Annotated in this window: 15 protein-coding genes; 8 read left to right on the forward strand and 7 right to left on the reverse strand. The window is 62.5% G+C overall.

Annotated elements, in window-relative coordinates:
* Positions 1-61: 61 nt before the first annotated feature.
* From ASU23_RS30230 to ASU23_RS30245, 4 genes are all read right to left on the reverse strand, one after another.
* Positions 62-1,468, reverse strand: coding sequence for a substrate-binding protein (locus ASU23_RS30230; RefSeq protein ID WP_054187255.1), 1,407 nt, complete (start codon positions 1,466-1,468; stop codon positions 62-64).
* A 44-nt stretch (positions 1,469-1,512) separates the two neighbouring features.
* Complete coding sequence (locus ASU23_RS30235) at positions 1,513-1,881, reverse strand: helix-turn-helix transcriptional regulator (protein WP_007735244.1); 369 nt, start codon at positions 1,879-1,881, stop codon at positions 1,513-1,515.
* A 115-nt stretch (positions 1,882-1,996) separates the two neighbouring features.
* Positions 1,997-3,058 carry a phenylacetaldoxime dehydratase family protein gene (locus tag ASU23_RS30240; RefSeq protein WP_058039328.1) on the reverse strand — a complete coding sequence of 354 codons (1,062 nt, stop codon included), beginning with the start codon at positions 3,056-3,058 and terminating at the stop codon, positions 1,997-1,999.
* 204 nt (positions 3,059-3,262) lie between these two features.
* Positions 3,263-4,243: a helix-turn-helix domain-containing protein gene (locus ASU23_RS30245; protein ID WP_047270147.1), complete on the reverse strand. Its 981-nt coding sequence runs from the start codon at positions 4,241-4,243 to the stop codon at positions 3,263-3,265.
* Positions 4,244-4,419: 176 nt separating this feature from the next.
* On the opposite strand from ASU23_RS30245, the gene ASU23_RS30250 reads away from it, so the two are divergent.
* Genes ASU23_RS30250 through ASU23_RS30260 form a run of 3 tightly spaced genes read left to right on the forward strand, consistent with a single transcriptional unit; the run spans position 4,420 to position 8,299 of the window.
* Complete coding sequence (locus ASU23_RS30250; protein ID WP_058039329.1) at positions 4,420-5,055, forward strand: TetR/AcrR family transcriptional regulator C-terminal domain-containing protein; 636 nt, start codon at positions 4,420-4,422, stop codon at positions 5,053-5,055.
* Between the two features lie 36 nt (positions 5,056-5,091).
* Positions 5,092-6,597 (forward strand): class I adenylate-forming enzyme family protein, encoded by a 1,506-nt coding sequence (locus ASU23_RS30255; protein ID WP_030537646.1) that lies wholly within the window; start codon positions 5,092-5,094, stop codon positions 6,595-6,597.
* Between the two features lie 10 nt (positions 6,598-6,607).
* A complete protein-coding gene (locus ASU23_RS30260) occupies positions 6,608-8,299 on the forward strand; it encodes an acyl-CoA dehydrogenase family protein (RefSeq protein WP_050655941.1) in 1,692 nt (563 codons plus the stop codon).
* Here ASU23_RS30260 and ASU23_RS30265 read toward each other — a convergent pair.
* Complete coding sequence (locus ASU23_RS30265; RefSeq protein ID WP_003946037.1) at positions 8,296-9,174, reverse strand: LysR family transcriptional regulator; 879 nt, start codon at positions 9,172-9,174, stop codon at positions 8,296-8,298. The genes ASU23_RS30260 and ASU23_RS30265 overlap by 4 nt on opposite strands.
* Before the next feature lie 146 nt (positions 9,175-9,320).
* Here ASU23_RS30265 and ASU23_RS30270 point away from each other — a divergent pair, with 146 nt between their 5' ends.
* The 3 genes from ASU23_RS30270 to ASU23_RS30280 are packed head-to-tail and all read left to right on the forward strand — an operon-like array spanning position 9,321 to position 13,632.
* Positions 9,321-10,691, forward strand: a complete 1,371-nt coding sequence (locus ASU23_RS30270) for an MFS transporter (protein WP_058039330.1) — start codon at positions 9,321-9,323, stop codon at positions 10,689-10,691.
* A complete protein-coding gene (locus ASU23_RS30275) occupies positions 10,691-12,406 on the forward strand; it encodes an acyl-CoA dehydrogenase family protein (protein WP_058039331.1) in 1,716 nt (571 codons plus the stop codon). The genes ASU23_RS30270 and ASU23_RS30275 overlap by 1 nt, the downstream gene beginning before the upstream one ends.
* A complete protein-coding gene (locus ASU23_RS30280) occupies positions 12,403-13,632 on the forward strand; it encodes a CaiB/BaiF CoA-transferase family protein (RefSeq protein ID WP_058039332.1) in 1,230 nt (409 codons plus the stop codon). Before ASU23_RS30275 ends, ASU23_RS30280 begins: the two co-directional genes overlap by 4 nt.
* On the opposite strand, the gene ASU23_RS30285 is transcribed toward ASU23_RS30280, so the two are convergent.
* Positions 13,554-14,348 (reverse strand): LLM class F420-dependent oxidoreductase, encoded by a 795-nt coding sequence (locus ASU23_RS30285; RefSeq protein WP_030537640.1) that lies wholly within the window; start codon positions 14,346-14,348, stop codon positions 13,554-13,556. The genes ASU23_RS30280 and ASU23_RS30285 overlap by 79 nt on opposite strands.
* 268 nt (positions 14,349-14,616) lie before the next feature.
* On the opposite strand from ASU23_RS30285, the gene ASU23_RS30290 reads away from it, so the two are divergent.
* Both ASU23_RS30290 and ASU23_RS30295 read left to right on the forward strand, forming a co-directional pair.
* The gene (locus ASU23_RS30290) at positions 14,617-15,225 is read left to right on the forward strand and encodes a ClpP family protease (RefSeq protein ID WP_058039333.1); all 609 of its coding nucleotides are present in this window, start codon (positions 14,617-14,619) and stop codon (positions 15,223-15,225) included.
* 4 nt (positions 15,226-15,229) lie between these two features.
* Positions 15,230-15,817, forward strand: a complete 588-nt coding sequence (locus tag ASU23_RS30295) for an ATP-dependent Clp protease proteolytic subunit (protein WP_003945993.1) — start codon at positions 15,230-15,232, stop codon at positions 15,815-15,817.
* Here the strand turns inward: ASU23_RS30295 and ASU23_RS30300 are convergent, their stop codons facing one another.
* The gene (locus tag ASU23_RS30300; RefSeq protein ID WP_003946041.1) at positions 15,818-16,186 is read right to left on the reverse strand and encodes a helix-turn-helix domain-containing protein; all 369 of its coding nucleotides are present in this window, start codon (positions 16,184-16,186) and stop codon (positions 15,818-15,820) included.
* Positions 16,187-16,213: the final 27 nt, after the last annotated feature.

Raw genomic sequence — 16,213 nt, forward strand, 5'->3', positions numbered from 1 at the left:
GATCCATAATTGCGTCAATAGGTATCGACATATTGACTCGTTAAGTTCGGGTTACGCGCGCTCAGAGAGAGCGGGGGTACAGGCGCCCACGGCGTGATTCAGCGAGCAGAATCGGTCGATGCAGTGGAACGCCGTTGTTCGTAGAGCTTTTCGATGTCGTGACAAGCTGCCGAAGTACTGTTTCCGGATCGCCTGCCGACGTTCGTTCGACTGCGCGTGCGTAAGCGACGATCGCTTCGTACGTTGTCTCCGACAGGGAACTGAGCGGAGGCAGGAGTTCGTTCGAGCTCGCGCTGTATCGCTTTTCGAGGTCGTGATCGCCGGCTGCGGATTGAAAGTAGCCGAATGCCGCCCAGACTCCGTCGGCATCGGAATTGCCGATGAGCTGCTGAGTGGCCTCGTCGAGGACCAATGCAAACGTCCGCGTGGTGGCCCGCAGTCCGTGCTGGGCGCATTGTCGTTCGAAGAAGACCTCGTCATGGCCCACCAGGGTGGAAAGAATCAGTTCGGCCCCGGAGTCGGCTATCGACTCGATGATGCGTGAGAAGTCGGTTGTCCCCAACGGTACGTAGACTTCGCCGGCCACCGAACCTGTGGATTCGGCGATCACACGCCGGGCCGCCCAATGCGCTCCGAACGACCACGAATACTGCTGGCCGACCAGGAACCAAGTGCGAGAACCGGTCTCGGACATCATTGCGGGTATACCTGCTCGCGTCTGGTCGAGTGGTCGCTCACCCAATCGAAGGACTCCCGGACGCGATCGACCTCCCTCGTTGAGAACTGTGTGCACCAACAGCACACCGGTGTTCTGCAATGCAGATGCAGCGGCATTGAAGGTCGACGATGTCACGCACGCGAAAACGGCGCGACATCCGCTTTTCACCAATCGCAGTGCGGTCGCCGCTCCGGCCGCCGAGTCGGAAGCGTCATCGCCGATCACCAAGTCGACGAGAACGCCGCCGATGCCGCCGTCGGCATTGATTTCTTCCACGGCCAGGGCTGCGAGTGTTTCTGTCGCCTGGGCGAATACAGCTGCCGGGCCGGATTTGCTGACCAGCAGCCCGATCCGATGTCGGTCGGAACGCGGAGGTTCGGGTGGAGCGAATCCGCGCTTGTTGGCAAGCCAGGAAATGCCGTCCTGATCGAGGCTGGACTCGAGAACGATCCGGGTCCCGGCGCCGTCGGGAAAGAACCGGATCGTCAGGCGGCCGCGCCACGGTTGGTGGTGCACGATCACGACCGATCGGCCCCGCTTCACGCCGGCGACGTATCCCAACAGCGTGATCGGCATTCCGACTGGATCTGCGCGTGCGCCGTCGCCGACGGGAAGGGAGATGGCGGCAGCGGCCCCGACCGTCAGTTGCTCACATTCGAGTTCGAGCAGTTGCCCCGTTTCGAGGCGCTCGAAGGCTGACCCTGGTGGGTCGGTCGTTACGATCTGTGCCGTTACGGAGAGACCTGGCACGTTCTACTTCCTGCCTGAAATAGGTGCTGGGGCTCAACAAGGCCTCACGCTCGGCGACGCACCGATGCGACGTCTGAATCCTCAGTCGCAGTGGCCGGCAACTCGGAGGCGTTCGAACCTGCTTCCAGCGCTCGCCCGAGGACGTCGCGCAGGAACTGGAGTGCATCGTTGGCGGGCCCCGATGGATCTATCGAGAACAGGCGATGACGTCCTTGACGCCGTTCGACGATCACGCCGGACAACCGCAGCGCCTTGAGATGTGTGGATACCGTGGTGCGACCGACCGTCGAAATTTGATCGCTGATGAAGCCCGCGTTGCACTCGCCGTGTGTAGCCAGCGTGTCGAGAATCTGTCGACGCACTTGGTCGGCCAGCACAGCGAACGCCAACTCTTCGTTTCGTTGAGTAGTCACTGTCTGCTGTCCGCGCTTCCTCGATGGTCTCTACTGAGATATGTCGACACCCGTCAACATATCTCGAGTTGCCTCCGAGGGAAAGAATGTGGCCGAAGATTGCCGGCGACTTCGGTCAGTGCTCGGCGGTGATCACGGCGTCGCGCAGCATTCCGGTCCCGGGATGGCAATTGATGTACTCGTAGAGCTGATCGGCGGCATCGAATACCGAGACCTCATGGTAGAGACGCAATTTCGACAGGCCCTCGGCCACCCGGAAGAACGTCGTGAAGATCCGTAGATGGGTCGGGTGGGATTCCGACCACCGTTCGAGTTGGTCGAGGGAGGCCCAGTGGCCGATGTTGTAGCTCAAGTCGAGGAAGTTTCCGTCGATGTCGATATTGCGTACGAATCGGTTGCTGTAGCACCCGACGGCCGGGCCGTTGTCGCGGAGGAAGTCCATGCCCGATTGAAGAGTGGGCAGGATTTCGTCCAGGTAGAGGCTGCGCTCGTCTGCTTCCGCGTCGGCCCAGTCCTGCCCGGACCTGATCAGTGCGATGTTGTCGTGTCCCTGCACTACTACGCGTCCACCTACGGCGGGGTCACCGGCGACGACCCGCAGTTCGCCCGAGGCCTGCATCCAGTCGGTTTGGGAGATCGGAAACCGCTCGCGCATCGAACCCCAGTAGCCGTGCTCGTTGATTTCGCCGCTGACACCGTCCATGACAGCTCCCACCCCGGGGAGGTCGTCTTGGAACGCGTAGAGCGTTTCGAATTGTTCGGCTCTCGGTGCCACGATCTCGCGGAAGAACCCCAATCCGTCCGACAGGCGGTCTTCGGACTCCCACCAGGAGGACACTGGAGGTGATGTGCTCCAACGATGTTGGGAAGAAACATCTTTCCAGTAACCGACCACGATCAGGTTCTCGTAGCCCTGGTTGTCGATGTGATGGGTGAGATCGTGGTGTGCCGGTCCGTCCGGCAAGTCGAAGCCGGCGACGATATCCCGCATCGCCCGCAGTGCTGCCGGGCGCTGATCCTCGCCGCGGAACTGCACGCCGAGATAGCCCATCACGACCTGGTGCAATGTGTCGTCTGCGCGCCCGACCCACATGGGAAACGGTGGCGTATAGGTATCCGGGACCCGCCTGGTCAGAGTGCGCGGGCATTGAAGGTGTTCGCCGATTGCAGATTCCATGAGTGCTCCCTGTGATGTAGGTGGTCGAATCGGGTGCCTGGCACTTGGCAACGCCGTGCCGAAAATCTACGCCCGCTCAGCCGAGCAAACTTGGCCGTCAGCGCCCGATGCTTGGCCTACCGTGCCAAGAACTGTGGATACGCTTCGGCGACAGAAAATTTTGAACACCATGTTCAATGGGTAAGTGTCCGAAGATGTTACAGATCAGCGGGTAGTACTTGTGGGGGCCGCTGCTTGCGACCGGTACCGCCGCGGGCTGATCCCGAATTCCGCCTTGAAGGCTCGACTGAAGGCGGCCAGGTCGGTGAATCCCCAGCGGTGAGAAATCTGGGTCAGCGACCGCTCTACTCCGTGTCGTTGCACGATCTCACGACGGCAACCGTCGAGTCGACGGCTGCGAATCGACCGTGACACCGTCGTGCCGTGTTCGGCGAAGGCTCGGTGCAACTGCCGAATGGAGACTTTGACCGATCCCGCGATGTCCACCGGAGACAGGGCCGGGTCTGCGATGCGGGCGTCTATGACCGACAGGGCGGATTCGTAGAGGCTGGTTCGCCGCGAGGTGATCGGTCGCGCAGTTGTGTGAAGAACGGACTTGACCAGGTTGCCGATCTCGTTGACGACTTCCTCTTCGTCTCCGCTTGCGTCGGACGTCATGCGGACGGAGGCAAGATCGTGAAGAAAGCGACCGAGCAGGCCACTCAGGCCCGCGTGTCCGTCGAAGGCGATGGCGGTCAGGCTCGTGACCTCCGCGTCGCTGAGCGACAGGTACGACCGTGGCCAGGTGAACACCTCGAGTCCCCAGATGCCGTCGTGTGCGTGTCCCTCGATCTGCCAATCGAAGGGGCGCGTGGTGTCGTACAGGACGTAGTCGCCACGTCGCAGGACGCATTCGCGGTCGTCTTGGCGCACTACCGCGCTACCGCGGCGGATCATCCCGATCTGCAGATAGTCCGCGCCGTCGCTTTTGATGAGGCTGTTGCTACGGACTATTCGTTGTTCCATCGATTGAACTGCGGATACCCGAACGTGTGCGAGTTGGGCCGAGTGGACGGCCCCGCTGAATCGATCGCCGTCTCCGATATCGGATACGTCGAGCGCGACAAAATGCTCGCGCAACAAATCTGCCCAGTCGCCCGTGAGAGTCGTGCGTGTGGGCAGGGAGAAGCCGGATCGCGCGAGCATTGCAGGGCGCCTCCTCGCAGAAAAGCCGAAGTTCTCGGGTGCTCGATGTTCAGAGAGTAATCCCGCACATCAGACATGTCGATAGAAGTCGACATGTCATCGCGTCGGGAAGAAATTGTTTGCCATACAAACAACGCCGAGTTATTGTTTGTCGTACAAACAAGTAGGAGTTCGTGATGGCCACCGAGGCAGTTCCCGCAGCGCGCGCGACGCGTGAGTCGGGCAATCAGACGCGCATGGCGCTGTTCAACGCCGCAACCGAGCTGTTCCTCGAGCACGGCGACAGCGTCTCCATCGCGCAGATCTGCACGGCCGCCGGCGCCCATCCCAACCAGGTGACCTACTACTACGGCTCAAAAGAGAAGCTCTTCGTCGAGGTGGCGTGCGCGGCCGTTCTGCGCGCAGGCAAGCGTGCCGAGGTCGATGCCGCCGACGCCGACACCGTGGGCGACTACACCAAGAAGCTGGTCGGATCACTCCTCGGCTCGGGCGCTCCCAGTGTCGAACTGTTCGTGGAAGCGATGATGATGACGGGTCGTCGTGGTGAACTCCGCGATCTGATCTCCGAGACGCTTCGCACTCTGCATTCCTCGGGCGAAACCGCCCTCCTCCGTACCTTGATCCGCACCGGCTGGCAGCTGCGCGCGGGCATCGACGTCGAGTCCAAGGCCTTCTGGTCTGCGATCTTCGGGCTCGTCATCCAGAAGACTGCCACCGGCGAGAGCTTCGGCTACTCCCTCGAGGAGGCGGTTGCCGTCATCTTCGCCACCCTCCAGATACCCGACGCCGTACTCAACAGCTCGATGGAATGAACTCTCTTCGAGCGTGATTCTCCGACAAGGACTTCGATGAATATCGTTCGCGTATTCGACAGCAACGTCACCAAGACCCCGGACAAACCCTTCCTGATATTCGACGGTCACGATCACACGTACTCCCAGGTTCAGGACGGAAGTCGACGCGCCGCAGGCTATTTGCAGTCGCTGGGCGTGCAGCCGGGCGACCGCGTCGCGCTGATGTGTTACAACACTCCGGGATTCGTGTACGCGATGCTCGGTGCCTGGCGCTTGGGCGCCGTCGTGGTCCCCATCAACCACAAGATGCAGACTCCGGAAGTTGCCTACGTGCTGGGACACGCGAAGGTGTCGGTGTGCGTCTTCGACGGTGAGTTGGCGCCGGTTGTCGGTCGACTGGAGACAACGGCCAAGCTGATCAGCACGGACTCTGTCGCAGACGGTTTCGACTTCTTCGACGACGCCATCACCCGCCAGGACGGCGTTGACGGTATCGACATCGACGAGAACGATCCGGCCGAAATCCTCTACACCTCGGGGACTACCGGCTCGCCCAAGGGCTGCGTCCACAGCCACCGCAACGTCGTCGGTGTTGCCGTCACCGCGGCCCTCGCCGTGTCGACGACTCGGGACGAGCGACTGCTCATGGCCGTCCCGATCTGGCACGCTTCCCCGCTCAACAACTGGTTCATGTCCACGCTCTACATGGGCGGAACCGTCGTGCTGCTGCGCGAGTACCATCCCGTCAAATTTCTGGAAACAGTTCAGGAACAACGCATTACCCTCTGCTTCGGCCCGCCGGTCATCTATACCACCGCACTCAACCTCGTGCCGAACTTTGCCGACTACAACCTCGGAAGCGTTCGTGCGTGGTTGTACGGCGGGGGACCGATCGGCGCGGATGTCGCTCGGCGACTGGTGGAGTCGTACGGCACCACCGAATTCCGGCAGGTCTACGGCATGACCGAGACCGGGCCAGTGGGCACCGTGCTGTACCCCGAAGAGCAGTTGAGCAAGGCGGGCTCGATCGGCCGCGTCGCGCTGGCCGGCGTCGACCTGCGCCTGGTTGCCGATGACGGCACCGACGCGGAGCCCGATCAGATCGGTGAGATCTGGCTGCGCGCCGACACCGTCATGCAGGGGTACCTCGACGACCCCGCTGCCACGAAGGCTGCATTTGCCGACGGCGGTTGGTATCGCACCGGCGATCTGGCGCGCAAGGATGCGGACGGCTACCTCTTCATCGTCGACCGCGCGAAGGACATGATCATCACGGGCGGTGAGAACGTCTACTCCAAGGAGGTCGAGGACGTGATCTCCGGCCACCCGGACGTCGTCGACGTCGCCGTTGTCGGAAAACCCAACGAAGAATGGGGCGAGACCGTCGTCGCGCACGTCGTCTGGCGTGAACCGGATGTCATCAGCGCCGACGACATCAAGGACTACCTCTCGGACAAGTTGGCGCGCTACAAGATTCCGCGTGAAGTGGTGTTCGCGACGATTCTTCCGCGTACACCGACCGGCAAGATCCAGAAGCACCTCATCCGCGCAGCGAGCTGAAAGGCCTGTCATGACTGATATTTCCGAGAAGACCGTCACCCACCCGGCTCCGCATCGCACCCATGCAGTGCTCAACCAGTCGGTACCGCGCACGGACGTCAACGAGTTCCTGCTCGATACGGTCCTGGCCGAAGGCGTCGCGCGTCACGACGCCGATTGGGCCACCAGTGAACTCACCGATATCGGTGAACTGGTCGGCAGTGCCGGGTTCCAGCACGACGCCGAGCTGGCCAACACGGTGATCCCCGAATTGAAGACCTTCGATCGCTGGGGAAACCGCATCGACGAGGTCGAATACCATCCGTCGTATCACCGGATCATCTCTGCCGCCGTTGCGCACGGTGCTCACACCTCTGCCTGGGCTGACCCCAAGCCGGGTGCCAACGTGGCTCGGGCCGCGGCATTCATGCTGTTCTCCCAGGTCGAACCGGGCCACGCGTGCCCAATCTCCATGACGCACGCTGTGATCCCCTCGCTCGAGCTGCAACCCGATGTAGCCGCCATCTGGACCCCGCGTGCCCTTTCTCGGAGTTACACCCCCGAGTTGGATGCTCCCGGAAAGGCATCCGCGATCTTCGGAATGTCGATGACGGAAAAGCAGGGTGGCTCCGACGTGCGAGCCAACACGACCATCGCCAAGCCGGCCGGACGTGGCGGCCCGGGTGCGGACTACCTCCTCACCGGACACAAGTGGTTCTGCTCCGCGCCGATGTCCGACGCCTTCCTGGTTCTCGCTCAGGCCGAAGGTGCTGCCGGCGAGGGACTTTCCTGCTTCCTTCTCCCCCGCATCCTGCCCGACGGCACACGCAACGTCTTCCGTATCCAGCGTCTGAAGAACAAGCTGGGCAACAAGTCCAACGCGTCGTCCGAGATCGAACTCGACGGCACCGTCGGCACCATGATCGGCGAACCGGGTCGTGGCGTGCGGACCATCATCGAAATGGTGTCCCAGACGCGACTCGACTGCATCCTCGGCAGCACGGCAGGTATGCGTCAGTCGGTGGCCGAAGCGGTGTGGCATGCACGGCACCGCAGCGCTTTCGGTGCCGTCCTGGCAGATCAGCCGGCGATGACCTCGGTGCTTGCCGATCTGGCTCTCGAATCCGAAGCCGCGACCATCACCGCACTGCGATTGGCCCGTGCGCAGGACGAGGACGCGAATGAGCAGGAAAAGGCGTTCCGCCGACTCGCGACGGCTGTTGCGAAGTACTGGATCTGCAAGCGCGGCCCGCACCACTCCTACGAAGCCCTCGAGTGCCTGGGCGGCAACGGTTACACCGAGGACTTCCCGCTTGCCCGTCGCTACCGTGAGCAGCCCGTCATGGCCGTGTGGGAGGGGTCGGGCAACGTCATCGCGCTCGACGTCCTGCGCGCGATGACCCGTGAACCCGACTCCGTTGCCGCCTTCGACCACGAGATCAACCTCGCCCGCGGCAACAACCCGGTCCTCGATCAGCACCTCGATCGGGTACGACGCCAACTCGGTGAGCTCGCCACGATGGCACCTGCCGACGCTCAACTCCGCGCTCGGACCGTCGTCGAGGCTATGGCGTTGGCACTGCAGGCTTCGCTCATGGTGCGCCACTCCCCGGCCGCCTCGTCCGATGCGTTCATTGCCGCTCGCCTCGGCGCCGACCGTGGTCACGAGTACGGAACTCTGCCTGTGGGAACAGATTTCGCCGGAGTTCTCGCGAGAGCCTAAGGCTGCTCCCTCAGTACCCTGGTGACGGTGTGTACTGCCGGCGTCGGATTGTTGGGTCGCCATGCCATCGCGATTTTCAGCGTGGGCGTGGCCCCGGCGATCGGCAGGTACACGACCCCGTCCATGGACAGATGCGCCGTCGACTCCACGACGACGGCAATCCCGACCCCCGCTCCGACCATGGCCAACAGGCTGTACGGATCGGGGGCTTCGTGCGCGACGGTGGGCGTGAAACCTGCTGTGGCGCACACGGACAACGTCGCATCGCGCACCACCGAGCCGTGCTCGGCGGGATACATCACGAATCGCTCGGTTGCCAGGTCTTCCGGTGACACCGAGTCATGCGCACCGAGGTGATGCCTGGCAGGAACCGCGACCATCAAGGTTTCCTCCCGCACAGTGTGAGTCTCGAATCCGCGCGGAATGGGCAGGCCGACTATGCCCATGTCCAGTGCTCCGCGTCGGAGAGCGTCGAGCACCTCACCCGAGTACATCTGCGGCCGTAGTTCCAGTTCGATTCCCGGATGGGAGTCGGCCAAGGACCGTGTGAGGGCCGACAGGACGGTGTAGCCGCCTGTTCCGCCGAAACCCACTGTGACACGGCCCGTCTCGCCAGTCGACGCGGCCGATGCGATTTCTCGTACCACGGCGATCTGCGCTTCGATGATCCGTGCGGGCGTGACCAAGGCTTCGCCGGCGGCGGTCAGTTGCACTGATCTGGTGGTCCGGACGAACAGGTCGGTGCCCAGTTCACGCTCGAGCGCCCGAATGGTCTGGCTGAGCGGGGACTGCCCGATGTGGAGTCGCTCGGCGGCCCGGCCGAAATGAAGTTCGTCGGCGACTGCGAGAAACGCGCGCAGTTGACGCAGTTCCACGTCGCTCCTCCCGGGTTTCATTATGTGGGTCTCCCACATAAATAAGTCGAACTAAGTCTTGGACTCTACATGGATTTCGGACGATAGTGATTCACGCCTCACATTGCATCCCTTGGTGATGCCCGACGCGAGAATCAGGGAGAACCGTGGATCAACACCCAGGTCAAGACACCAATCCGCCTGAATACAACACCAAACAGGCACGCAAGGCCGGAATCACGGCGTTTGTCGGAACGACCATCGAATGGTTCGACTTCTACATCTACGGAACCGCATCCGCCTTGGTGCTCGGCCCGCTGTTCTTCCCGGATGCGTCGCCGGCGGTGGGGACACTCGCAGCCTTCGCGACTTTTGCCGTGGGATTCGTGGCTCGTCCGGTCGGCGGAGTGGTGTTCGGTCATTTCGGAGACAAGTTCGGTCGCAAGAACGCCGTGATCATCACCCTCGCGCTCATGGGCTTGGGAACTGTCGGTGTCGGCCTCCTCCCTACGTACTCCCAGATCGGGATCTGGGCGCCGATACTGCTTGTGGCACTGCGTGTTCTCCAGGGCATCGCCATGGGCGGCGAATGGGGTGGCGCCGTATTGATCGCCACCGAGTTCGCTCCCCCGAAGAAAAAGGTGCTCTACGGTGCGTTTGCGCAGCAGGGTTCACCGGTCGGCAACCTGCTCGCGACGCTGGCCTTCCTCGGCCTGACGTTGATGTCGGATTCCGTGTTCGAGTCGTGGGGTTGGCGTCTGCCGTTCCTCGGATCCGCAGCTTTGGTGATCGTCGCTCTCTACATCCGTCTGCACATCTCCGAGACACCCGAGATGAAGAAGGCTGTTGCGGCACAGGAGCGTACACGGATGCCGCTGGTCGAAGTGTTGCGGTCGCATCCCGTCGAACTTGCCCTCGGCGTCGGCGCTGTGGTTGCCGGTGTTGCCATCACGTACGTCAAGACAACCTTTGCGCTCTCTTGGGCGACAACGGATCTCGGCTTCGAGCGTAGTGACTTCCTCCTCGTGATCACCGTGGCACTGGTAGCCCAGGCGCTCGTACAGCCTTTCGGCGCTGTGCTGGCCACGCGGATCGATCCGTCGAAAGCGGTCCGTTGGATGCTGCTTCCGGAGATCGTGCTCCTACCACTGATGTTCGTGCTGGTTCAGACGGGCTCCGTGCCCTTGGCGATTCTGGGTATGGTCCTCGCGACGGCGCCTCACGCAATGTATTACGCCGCGTTGGCCGGCATCCTGGCGCAGGTGTTCCCCACCACTGTTCGGTATACCGGCATCTCTCTGTCGTACCAATTGTCGACCGCCATTTTTGCCGGAACGGCCCCGATGGTCAGCCAGTATCTGCTGACGCGAACCAACTCGATCTGGCCGGTCGTAGCTCTAGGGCTCGTGTATGTCGTTCTCTCCCTTGTCTGTATGACTGCATTGTTGCGCAGGAGTGCGCTGCACGGGCAAGGGCTGGAGTCGACGAGCTCCTCGAACATGACCGATGCTTCCACCCTGAAAGGCGTTGACCACTGATGAACTTTGCACACACCGACCCCGCTCTGACAGCGGTAGTGGACAGATGGACCGCCGGGGCGGACCGAGAGACGTTGAACGGATTGCTCGACCGACTGGGCCGAGATGCAGCCGGCCGTTTGTCCGAGCTTGCCGACATCGCAGACAAGAACCCGCCGGTGCTGCAGCAATTCGAGAAGGCCGGTGACCGCGTCGACCGGATTTCCTATCACCCGGCCTACCTGGAACTGTGCCGGGCGGCGTACAACGAGTACGGCCTGTCCGCCATGTCGCACCGAAAAGGGTTGCACGGATGGGACTCCGTGCATCCGCCACTCGCGAAGTACCTCGCGTCGTACATCTTCGTGCAGGCAGAGTTCGGGCTGGCCTGCCCGGTGTCGATGACAGATGCTGCTGCGCGGACCCTGCGTATGTTCGGTGATCCGGCCGTGTTCTCGCCCTGGATCGACGCGTTGACGTCGACGGACCCCGAGCAGGCGAAGACGGGTGCGATGTTCATGACCGAGATTCAGGCAGGCACCGACATCGCCTGCACCGAAACACGCGCCGAGCGCGACGGTGACGGATGGGTTCTGACGGGCAAGAAGTGGTTCGCCTCCAACCCGGATGCCGATGTGATCATCACCCTCGCGAGATTCCCGGGCGGACAGGATGGTTCGACGCGTGGAGTCGGAATGTTCATGGTGCCCAAGACCTTGGGATCCGGCGAGCGCAACAACCTCACGATCGATCGTCTCAAGGACAAGCTGGGTACGCGTTCCATGCCGAGCGGCGAGGTGACGCTGAACCGCGCGCACGCACTCCAGGTCGGCGAACTCGATCGAGGATTCCGCCAGATGGCGGAGATGGTCAACACGTCTCGCCTGTCCAATGCGATGCGTTCGAGCGCTCTCATGCGCCGAGCAGTCCGCGAAGCCGTCGAACATTCGAAGAGTCGAGTCGTGTTCGGTAAGAAGCTCTTCGACCAGCCGCTGATGCGGGCGACGCTTCTTCCCCTTGCACTCGATGCCGAGGCTTCGCTGGCCCTGGTCGCGTACAGCGCACAGTGTCTTCAGGCAGCAGACGGCGGCGACGAACAGGCGCGCGCACTGATCAGGGTGCTGACACCGATCGCCAAACACTTTGTCTGCAAACGCGCGCGGGTGGTCACCGGCGAGGCCATGGAGGTGCGCGGAGGAAACGGCTACATCGAGGAATGGGCCAACGCGCGACTAGTGCGGGATGCCCACTTGGGCTCGATCTGGGAGGGCTCGAGCAATGTCATTGCGCTGGACGTACTTCGGTGCCTACGCAAGTTCAACTCGCACCGCACGGTCGCGGAAGCGATGACGGACATCTTGTCCACCGTCGGACCGGATTGCGAAGCCGGGGCCGGAGTTCTGTTGCGGCGCTGGGAGGAACTGGTAGAGGAAGGAGATCGTCTGATCTCCGGATCTGACGATGCCGCGCAGGCTGCGAGTGCAAGGTACTCCGACGAGTTGGCTCGTACCGTCATGGCGACCCTGCTCTTCGACCTTGCGGATCACGGCATCCGACACGGTAATGGGTACCGGTCACTGCTGGTGGCGAATTCCTACCTGGCCGGTCTTGTGGGGAAGGTGCCGTCGGCTGCACTCGGCAATCTCGACGTGATCACCGACGGCGGTGACGTCGAGCTGGATGATGCACGTGACGTCGTAGCCGAGTTCCTCTCCGTAGCAGGGGTTCACCAGTGAATTCTCCAACAGGCCCCACACCCTTGGCTGGTGTCCGCGTGCTCGATCTGTCGAAGATCCTTGCCGGGCCGTACGCAACCATGTCGCTTGCCGATCTCGGAGCCGACGTCACCAAGATCGAACACCCTGAAGGCGGCGACCCCACGCGTTCGTGGGGGCCTCCCTTCGTCGGCGTAGATGCCGCCTACTACCTCGCGATCAACCGCGGCAAGAAGTCGGTCACGATCGACCTCAAGTCCACCGAAGGACAGGAGATCATCCACCGCATGCTCGAAGAGACCGATGTGGTCGTGGAGAACTTCAAGCCGGGCAGCGGATTACAGAAGATCTTCGACTACCAGGCACTGTCCGAGCGATACCCGCATCTGATCACCCTGCACATCTCTGCCTTCGGTGAAGAAGGACCGCTGCGCGACGAACCGGGGTACGACATGATCGCGCAGGCCGCGGGTGGGCTCATGTCGCTCACCGGTGAACCGGGTGGTGCTCCGATGAAATCCGGGTTTGCGTTGGGAGACTTGGGCGCAGCGCTGTTCGGACTGGTCGGTGTCCTGGCTGCATTGGTCGAGCGAGGCCGGACCGGGCGCGGACAGTACGTGACCACGTCGCTGTACGAGTGCCAACTCGCGATGCACGTGAACTGGGCGACCAGTTACTTCGCCACCGGTGAGCGCCCGACTGCGTTGGGCTCCGGTCATCCGAATCTTGCTCCGTATCAAGCATTTCCTGCCAGCGACGGGTACTTCGTCGTCGCTGTCGGCAACGACGCGATGTGGGCGTCGCTGGCCGAGGCCATCGGAAGGAGTGAACTGGTCACCGATCCGCGTTTTGCCCACAACCGCGACAGGGTGGAGAACCGCGAGAGTCTGGAACGAGAACTCGCCAGCGCCTTCGCATCGGAGACCGTCGAACACTGGTGCGCTCTTCTCGCCGAACGCGCCGTACCGGTCTCACCGATCCGGCATCTCGACGAGATCTACTCCGATCCCCACACCGCCGCGCTCGGCATGGTCGGAACCGTCGACCATCCGACGCTCGGACCGTTGAAGCAAGTGGCCTTTCCGGTCAACTTCTCCGGCCAGAGGCCACGTCTGACGTCGGCGCCGCCCGTTCTCGGCGCCGACAACGACGAAGTCCTTGGTACCGCTCAGGCCAGCCCGCTCAACGCAGGCGGCGTGTTGTCGTCGCGCCAACCGATGGCCTCGGCAAGCGTCGTGAGGTCGTAGTCCGGTCCGCTGACGCCGACGGTGAAGAGTGAGACACCGTCGGCGACCAGGTCGGCTGCATTTTCGAGCCCAGGCCACGGAACCGAGTGCTCTACTTCCAGCGGGTTCCGGCCCACGTCGGCGCAGTGGTCGGAGAGGATGTCTGACTTGCGCAGGTGTGTCTCACGGTCGCCGAAGCTGTGCCAGACGTCGGCGTACTCGGCGACCAAGCGCAGGGTCTTCTTCTCGCCGCCACCGCCGATGAGGACCGGGATGTTGCGCGTCGGCGGCGGGTTGCCCTTCGCCAGGCGGCCCGTGATGCGGGGGAGGTATTCGCCAAGCAGTTTCAGCCGTGAACCGGGAGTGCCGAAGTCGTATCCGAACTGGTCGTAGTCCTTCTCGAACCAGCCGGCACCGATACCGAGGATCAGGCGCCCACCGCTGATGTGGTCGACGGTTCGCGCCATGTCGGCCAGCAGATCCGGATTGCGGTAGCCACCACCGGTGACCAGGGCGCCGATCTCGACGCGTTCGGTCTGCTCCGCCCAGGCGCCGAGCATGGTCCAGCATTCGAAGTGTGCGCCGTCGGGATCGCCGGTCAACGGGTAGAAGTGGTCCCAGTTGAAGACGATGTCCACCCCGGCGTCCTCGGACCGCAAGACGGCGTCGCGTATCAACCCGTAATCGGGTGCGTGCTGGGGTTGGAGTTGAACACCGATGCGTACCGGACGAGTCATGCCACGCTCCTGACGAGAGGAATGGTTGTCTTCTCCCATCATGGCCGGGTGTGCGCGGTACCGCTACCGCCGCCGTCGGTGACGGGTTTGCCCGATCTTGTGCCCACCCCTTTTCGAGCGAACGGTACTTTCGGAGCCTTAGATCGACTGAACGTGCCGTTCGCTCAAACAGGGGGGCAGGCAACAGGGGGGCGGGTAAAAACAGGGGTGGTCTGCCCACAGCAGACAAGCGGGGCCGCGGCACTGCCGCGCCGGTAGGAATGGATTCATGACTACTGAAGCGCCCACCGATACCGGCTACCGTGACCTGTTGACAGACAGGCTCTTCCGACAGCGAACCATTCTGCTCACCGGCGAGGTCAACGACGCCATGGCCGAACGTGTGTGTTCGGAACTGGTGCTCCTCGCCACCACCGACCCCAAGCGCGACGTCGTGCTCTACATCAATTCACCTGGCGGATCGGTGTTTGCCGGCCTGGCCATCTACGACACGATGAAGCTCATCCCCAATGACGTCGTGACGGTCGCGATGGGCTTCGCGGCCAGCATGGGCCAGGTGCTCCTCTGCTCCGGCACCCACGGCAAGCGAATCAGCCTGGCGCACAGCCGCATCATGATGCACCAACCTTCGGCAGGTATCGGTGGCACTGCGGTGGACATTGCGATCCAGGCCGAGAGCCTCGAGCTGATGAAGCGTCAATCGCAGGAAATCCTCGCCGTCGAAACGGGCCGGACCGTCGAAGAGATCGAGACCGACAGCGATCGGGATCGCTGGTTCACCGCCGAGCAGGCGCGCGAGTACGGAATCGTCGACCGCGTCGTTACGTCCTTCGCCGAGATCGCACCGCAAGCCACCTTCCCCAAGATCGGATTGTGACGTCATGTCCCAGTACACGATTCCCAGTGTCATCGAGCGAACACCAACGGGTGAGCGATCTTTCGACATCTTCAGCAGGCTGCTCAACGAGCGCATCGTCTTTCTCGGCACAGAGATCGACGACGGCGTCGCCAACGTCGTGATGGCTCAGATGCTGCATCTGCAAGCCGACAACCCGGATCGCGAAATCGGTTTGTACATCAACTCTCCCGGCGGTTCCACCACGGCGATGCTCGCGATCTACGACACCATGCAGTTCTTGAAACCGACGATTTCGACGTACTGCATGGGTCAAGCGGCTTCGGCTGCTGCAGTGCTTCTGGCCGCCGGCACTCCAGGCCATCGGCATGTTCTTGCCCATTCGCGGGTGCTGCTGCACCAACCGTCGACGCAAGGTAGCGGCACCATCTCGGACCTCGCGCTTCAAGCAGCCGAGATCCTGCGAATCCGGGAGCAGACCGAGGCGATTCTGAGTAAGCACACCGGTCAGAGCGTCGAGCGGCTCCGTAAGGACACCGATCGCGACAGGATCTTCACTGCCGACGACGCTATTTCCTACGGACTGGCCGACACCCTCATCGAAGGGAACTGACTAGGCCGCCATCAGGACGGGACCCGAGATCGGTGCGGGAGAGTGCCCGAAGGTGAGGGAGTTGAGTGCAACGATCCGGTTGCCCGCTCGGAACAGTAGATGCTCGAGCGGCATCCCGAGCGCTTCGCAGATGGCGCGCAGAATTTCCGACGACGGTTCCTTCTTGCCCCGTTCGATCTCGGAGAGGTATTGCTTCGACATCCCGACCTTTGCGGCTACGTCGTCGAGAGTTCGGTCCTGATCGCGTCGAACCTCCCGCAGCACTCGTCCGTAGGCTTCACGAATCAGTGGGGGTTTGCGCACGGCAACAGCCGGATCGGGGAGTTCCGACTCACCCTTGACCAGGACCAGTCTGCGCGGCGCATCCATAGGCCGAGTATTCCAGCCGACCGGTAC

It is taken from the genome of Rhodococcus sp. KB6, assembly GCF_001445685.1.
GTDB classification, from domain to species: Bacteria; Actinomycetota; Actinomycetes; order Mycobacteriales; family Mycobacteriaceae; genus Rhodococcus_F; species Rhodococcus_F qingshengii.

What these genes read in the sequence shown, in the direction of transcription:
- ASU23_RS30240 (WP_058039328.1), bottom strand. Translation starts at nt 3,058, where the DNA reads ATGGAATCTGCAATCGGCGAACACCTTCAATGCCCGCGCACTCTGACC.
- ASU23_RS30245 (WP_047270147.1), bottom strand. Translation starts at nt 4,243, where the DNA reads ATGCTCGCGCGATCCGGCTTCTCCCTGCCCACACGCACGACTCTCACG.
- ASU23_RS30250 (WP_058039329.1), top strand. Translation starts at nt 4,420, where the DNA reads ATGGCCACCGAGGCAGTTCCCGCAGCGCGCGCGACGCGTGAGTCGGGC.
- ASU23_RS30255 (WP_030537646.1), top strand. Translation starts at nt 5,092, where the DNA reads ATGAATATCGTTCGCGTATTCGACAGCAACGTCACCAAGACCCCGGAC.
- ASU23_RS30260 (WP_050655941.1), top strand. Translation starts at nt 6,608, where the DNA reads ATGACTGATATTTCCGAGAAGACCGTCACCCACCCGGCTCCGCATCGC.
- ASU23_RS30275 (WP_058039331.1), top strand. Translation starts at nt 10,691, where the DNA reads ATGAACTTTGCACACACCGACCCCGCTCTGACAGCGGTAGTGGACAGA.
- ASU23_RS30285 (WP_030537640.1), bottom strand. Translation starts at nt 14,348, where the DNA reads ATGACTCGTCCGGTACGCATCGGTGTTCAACTCCAACCCCAGCACGCA.
- ASU23_RS30290 (WP_058039333.1), top strand. Translation starts at nt 14,617, where the DNA reads ATGACTACTGAAGCGCCCACCGATACCGGCTACCGTGACCTGTTGACA.
- ASU23_RS30295 (WP_003945993.1), top strand. Translation starts at nt 15,230, where the DNA reads ATGTCCCAGTACACGATTCCCAGTGTCATCGAGCGAACACCAACGGGT.
- ASU23_RS30300 (WP_003946041.1), bottom strand. Translation starts at nt 16,186, where the DNA reads ATGGATGCGCCGCGCAGACTGGTCCTGGTCAAGGGTGAGTCGGAACTC.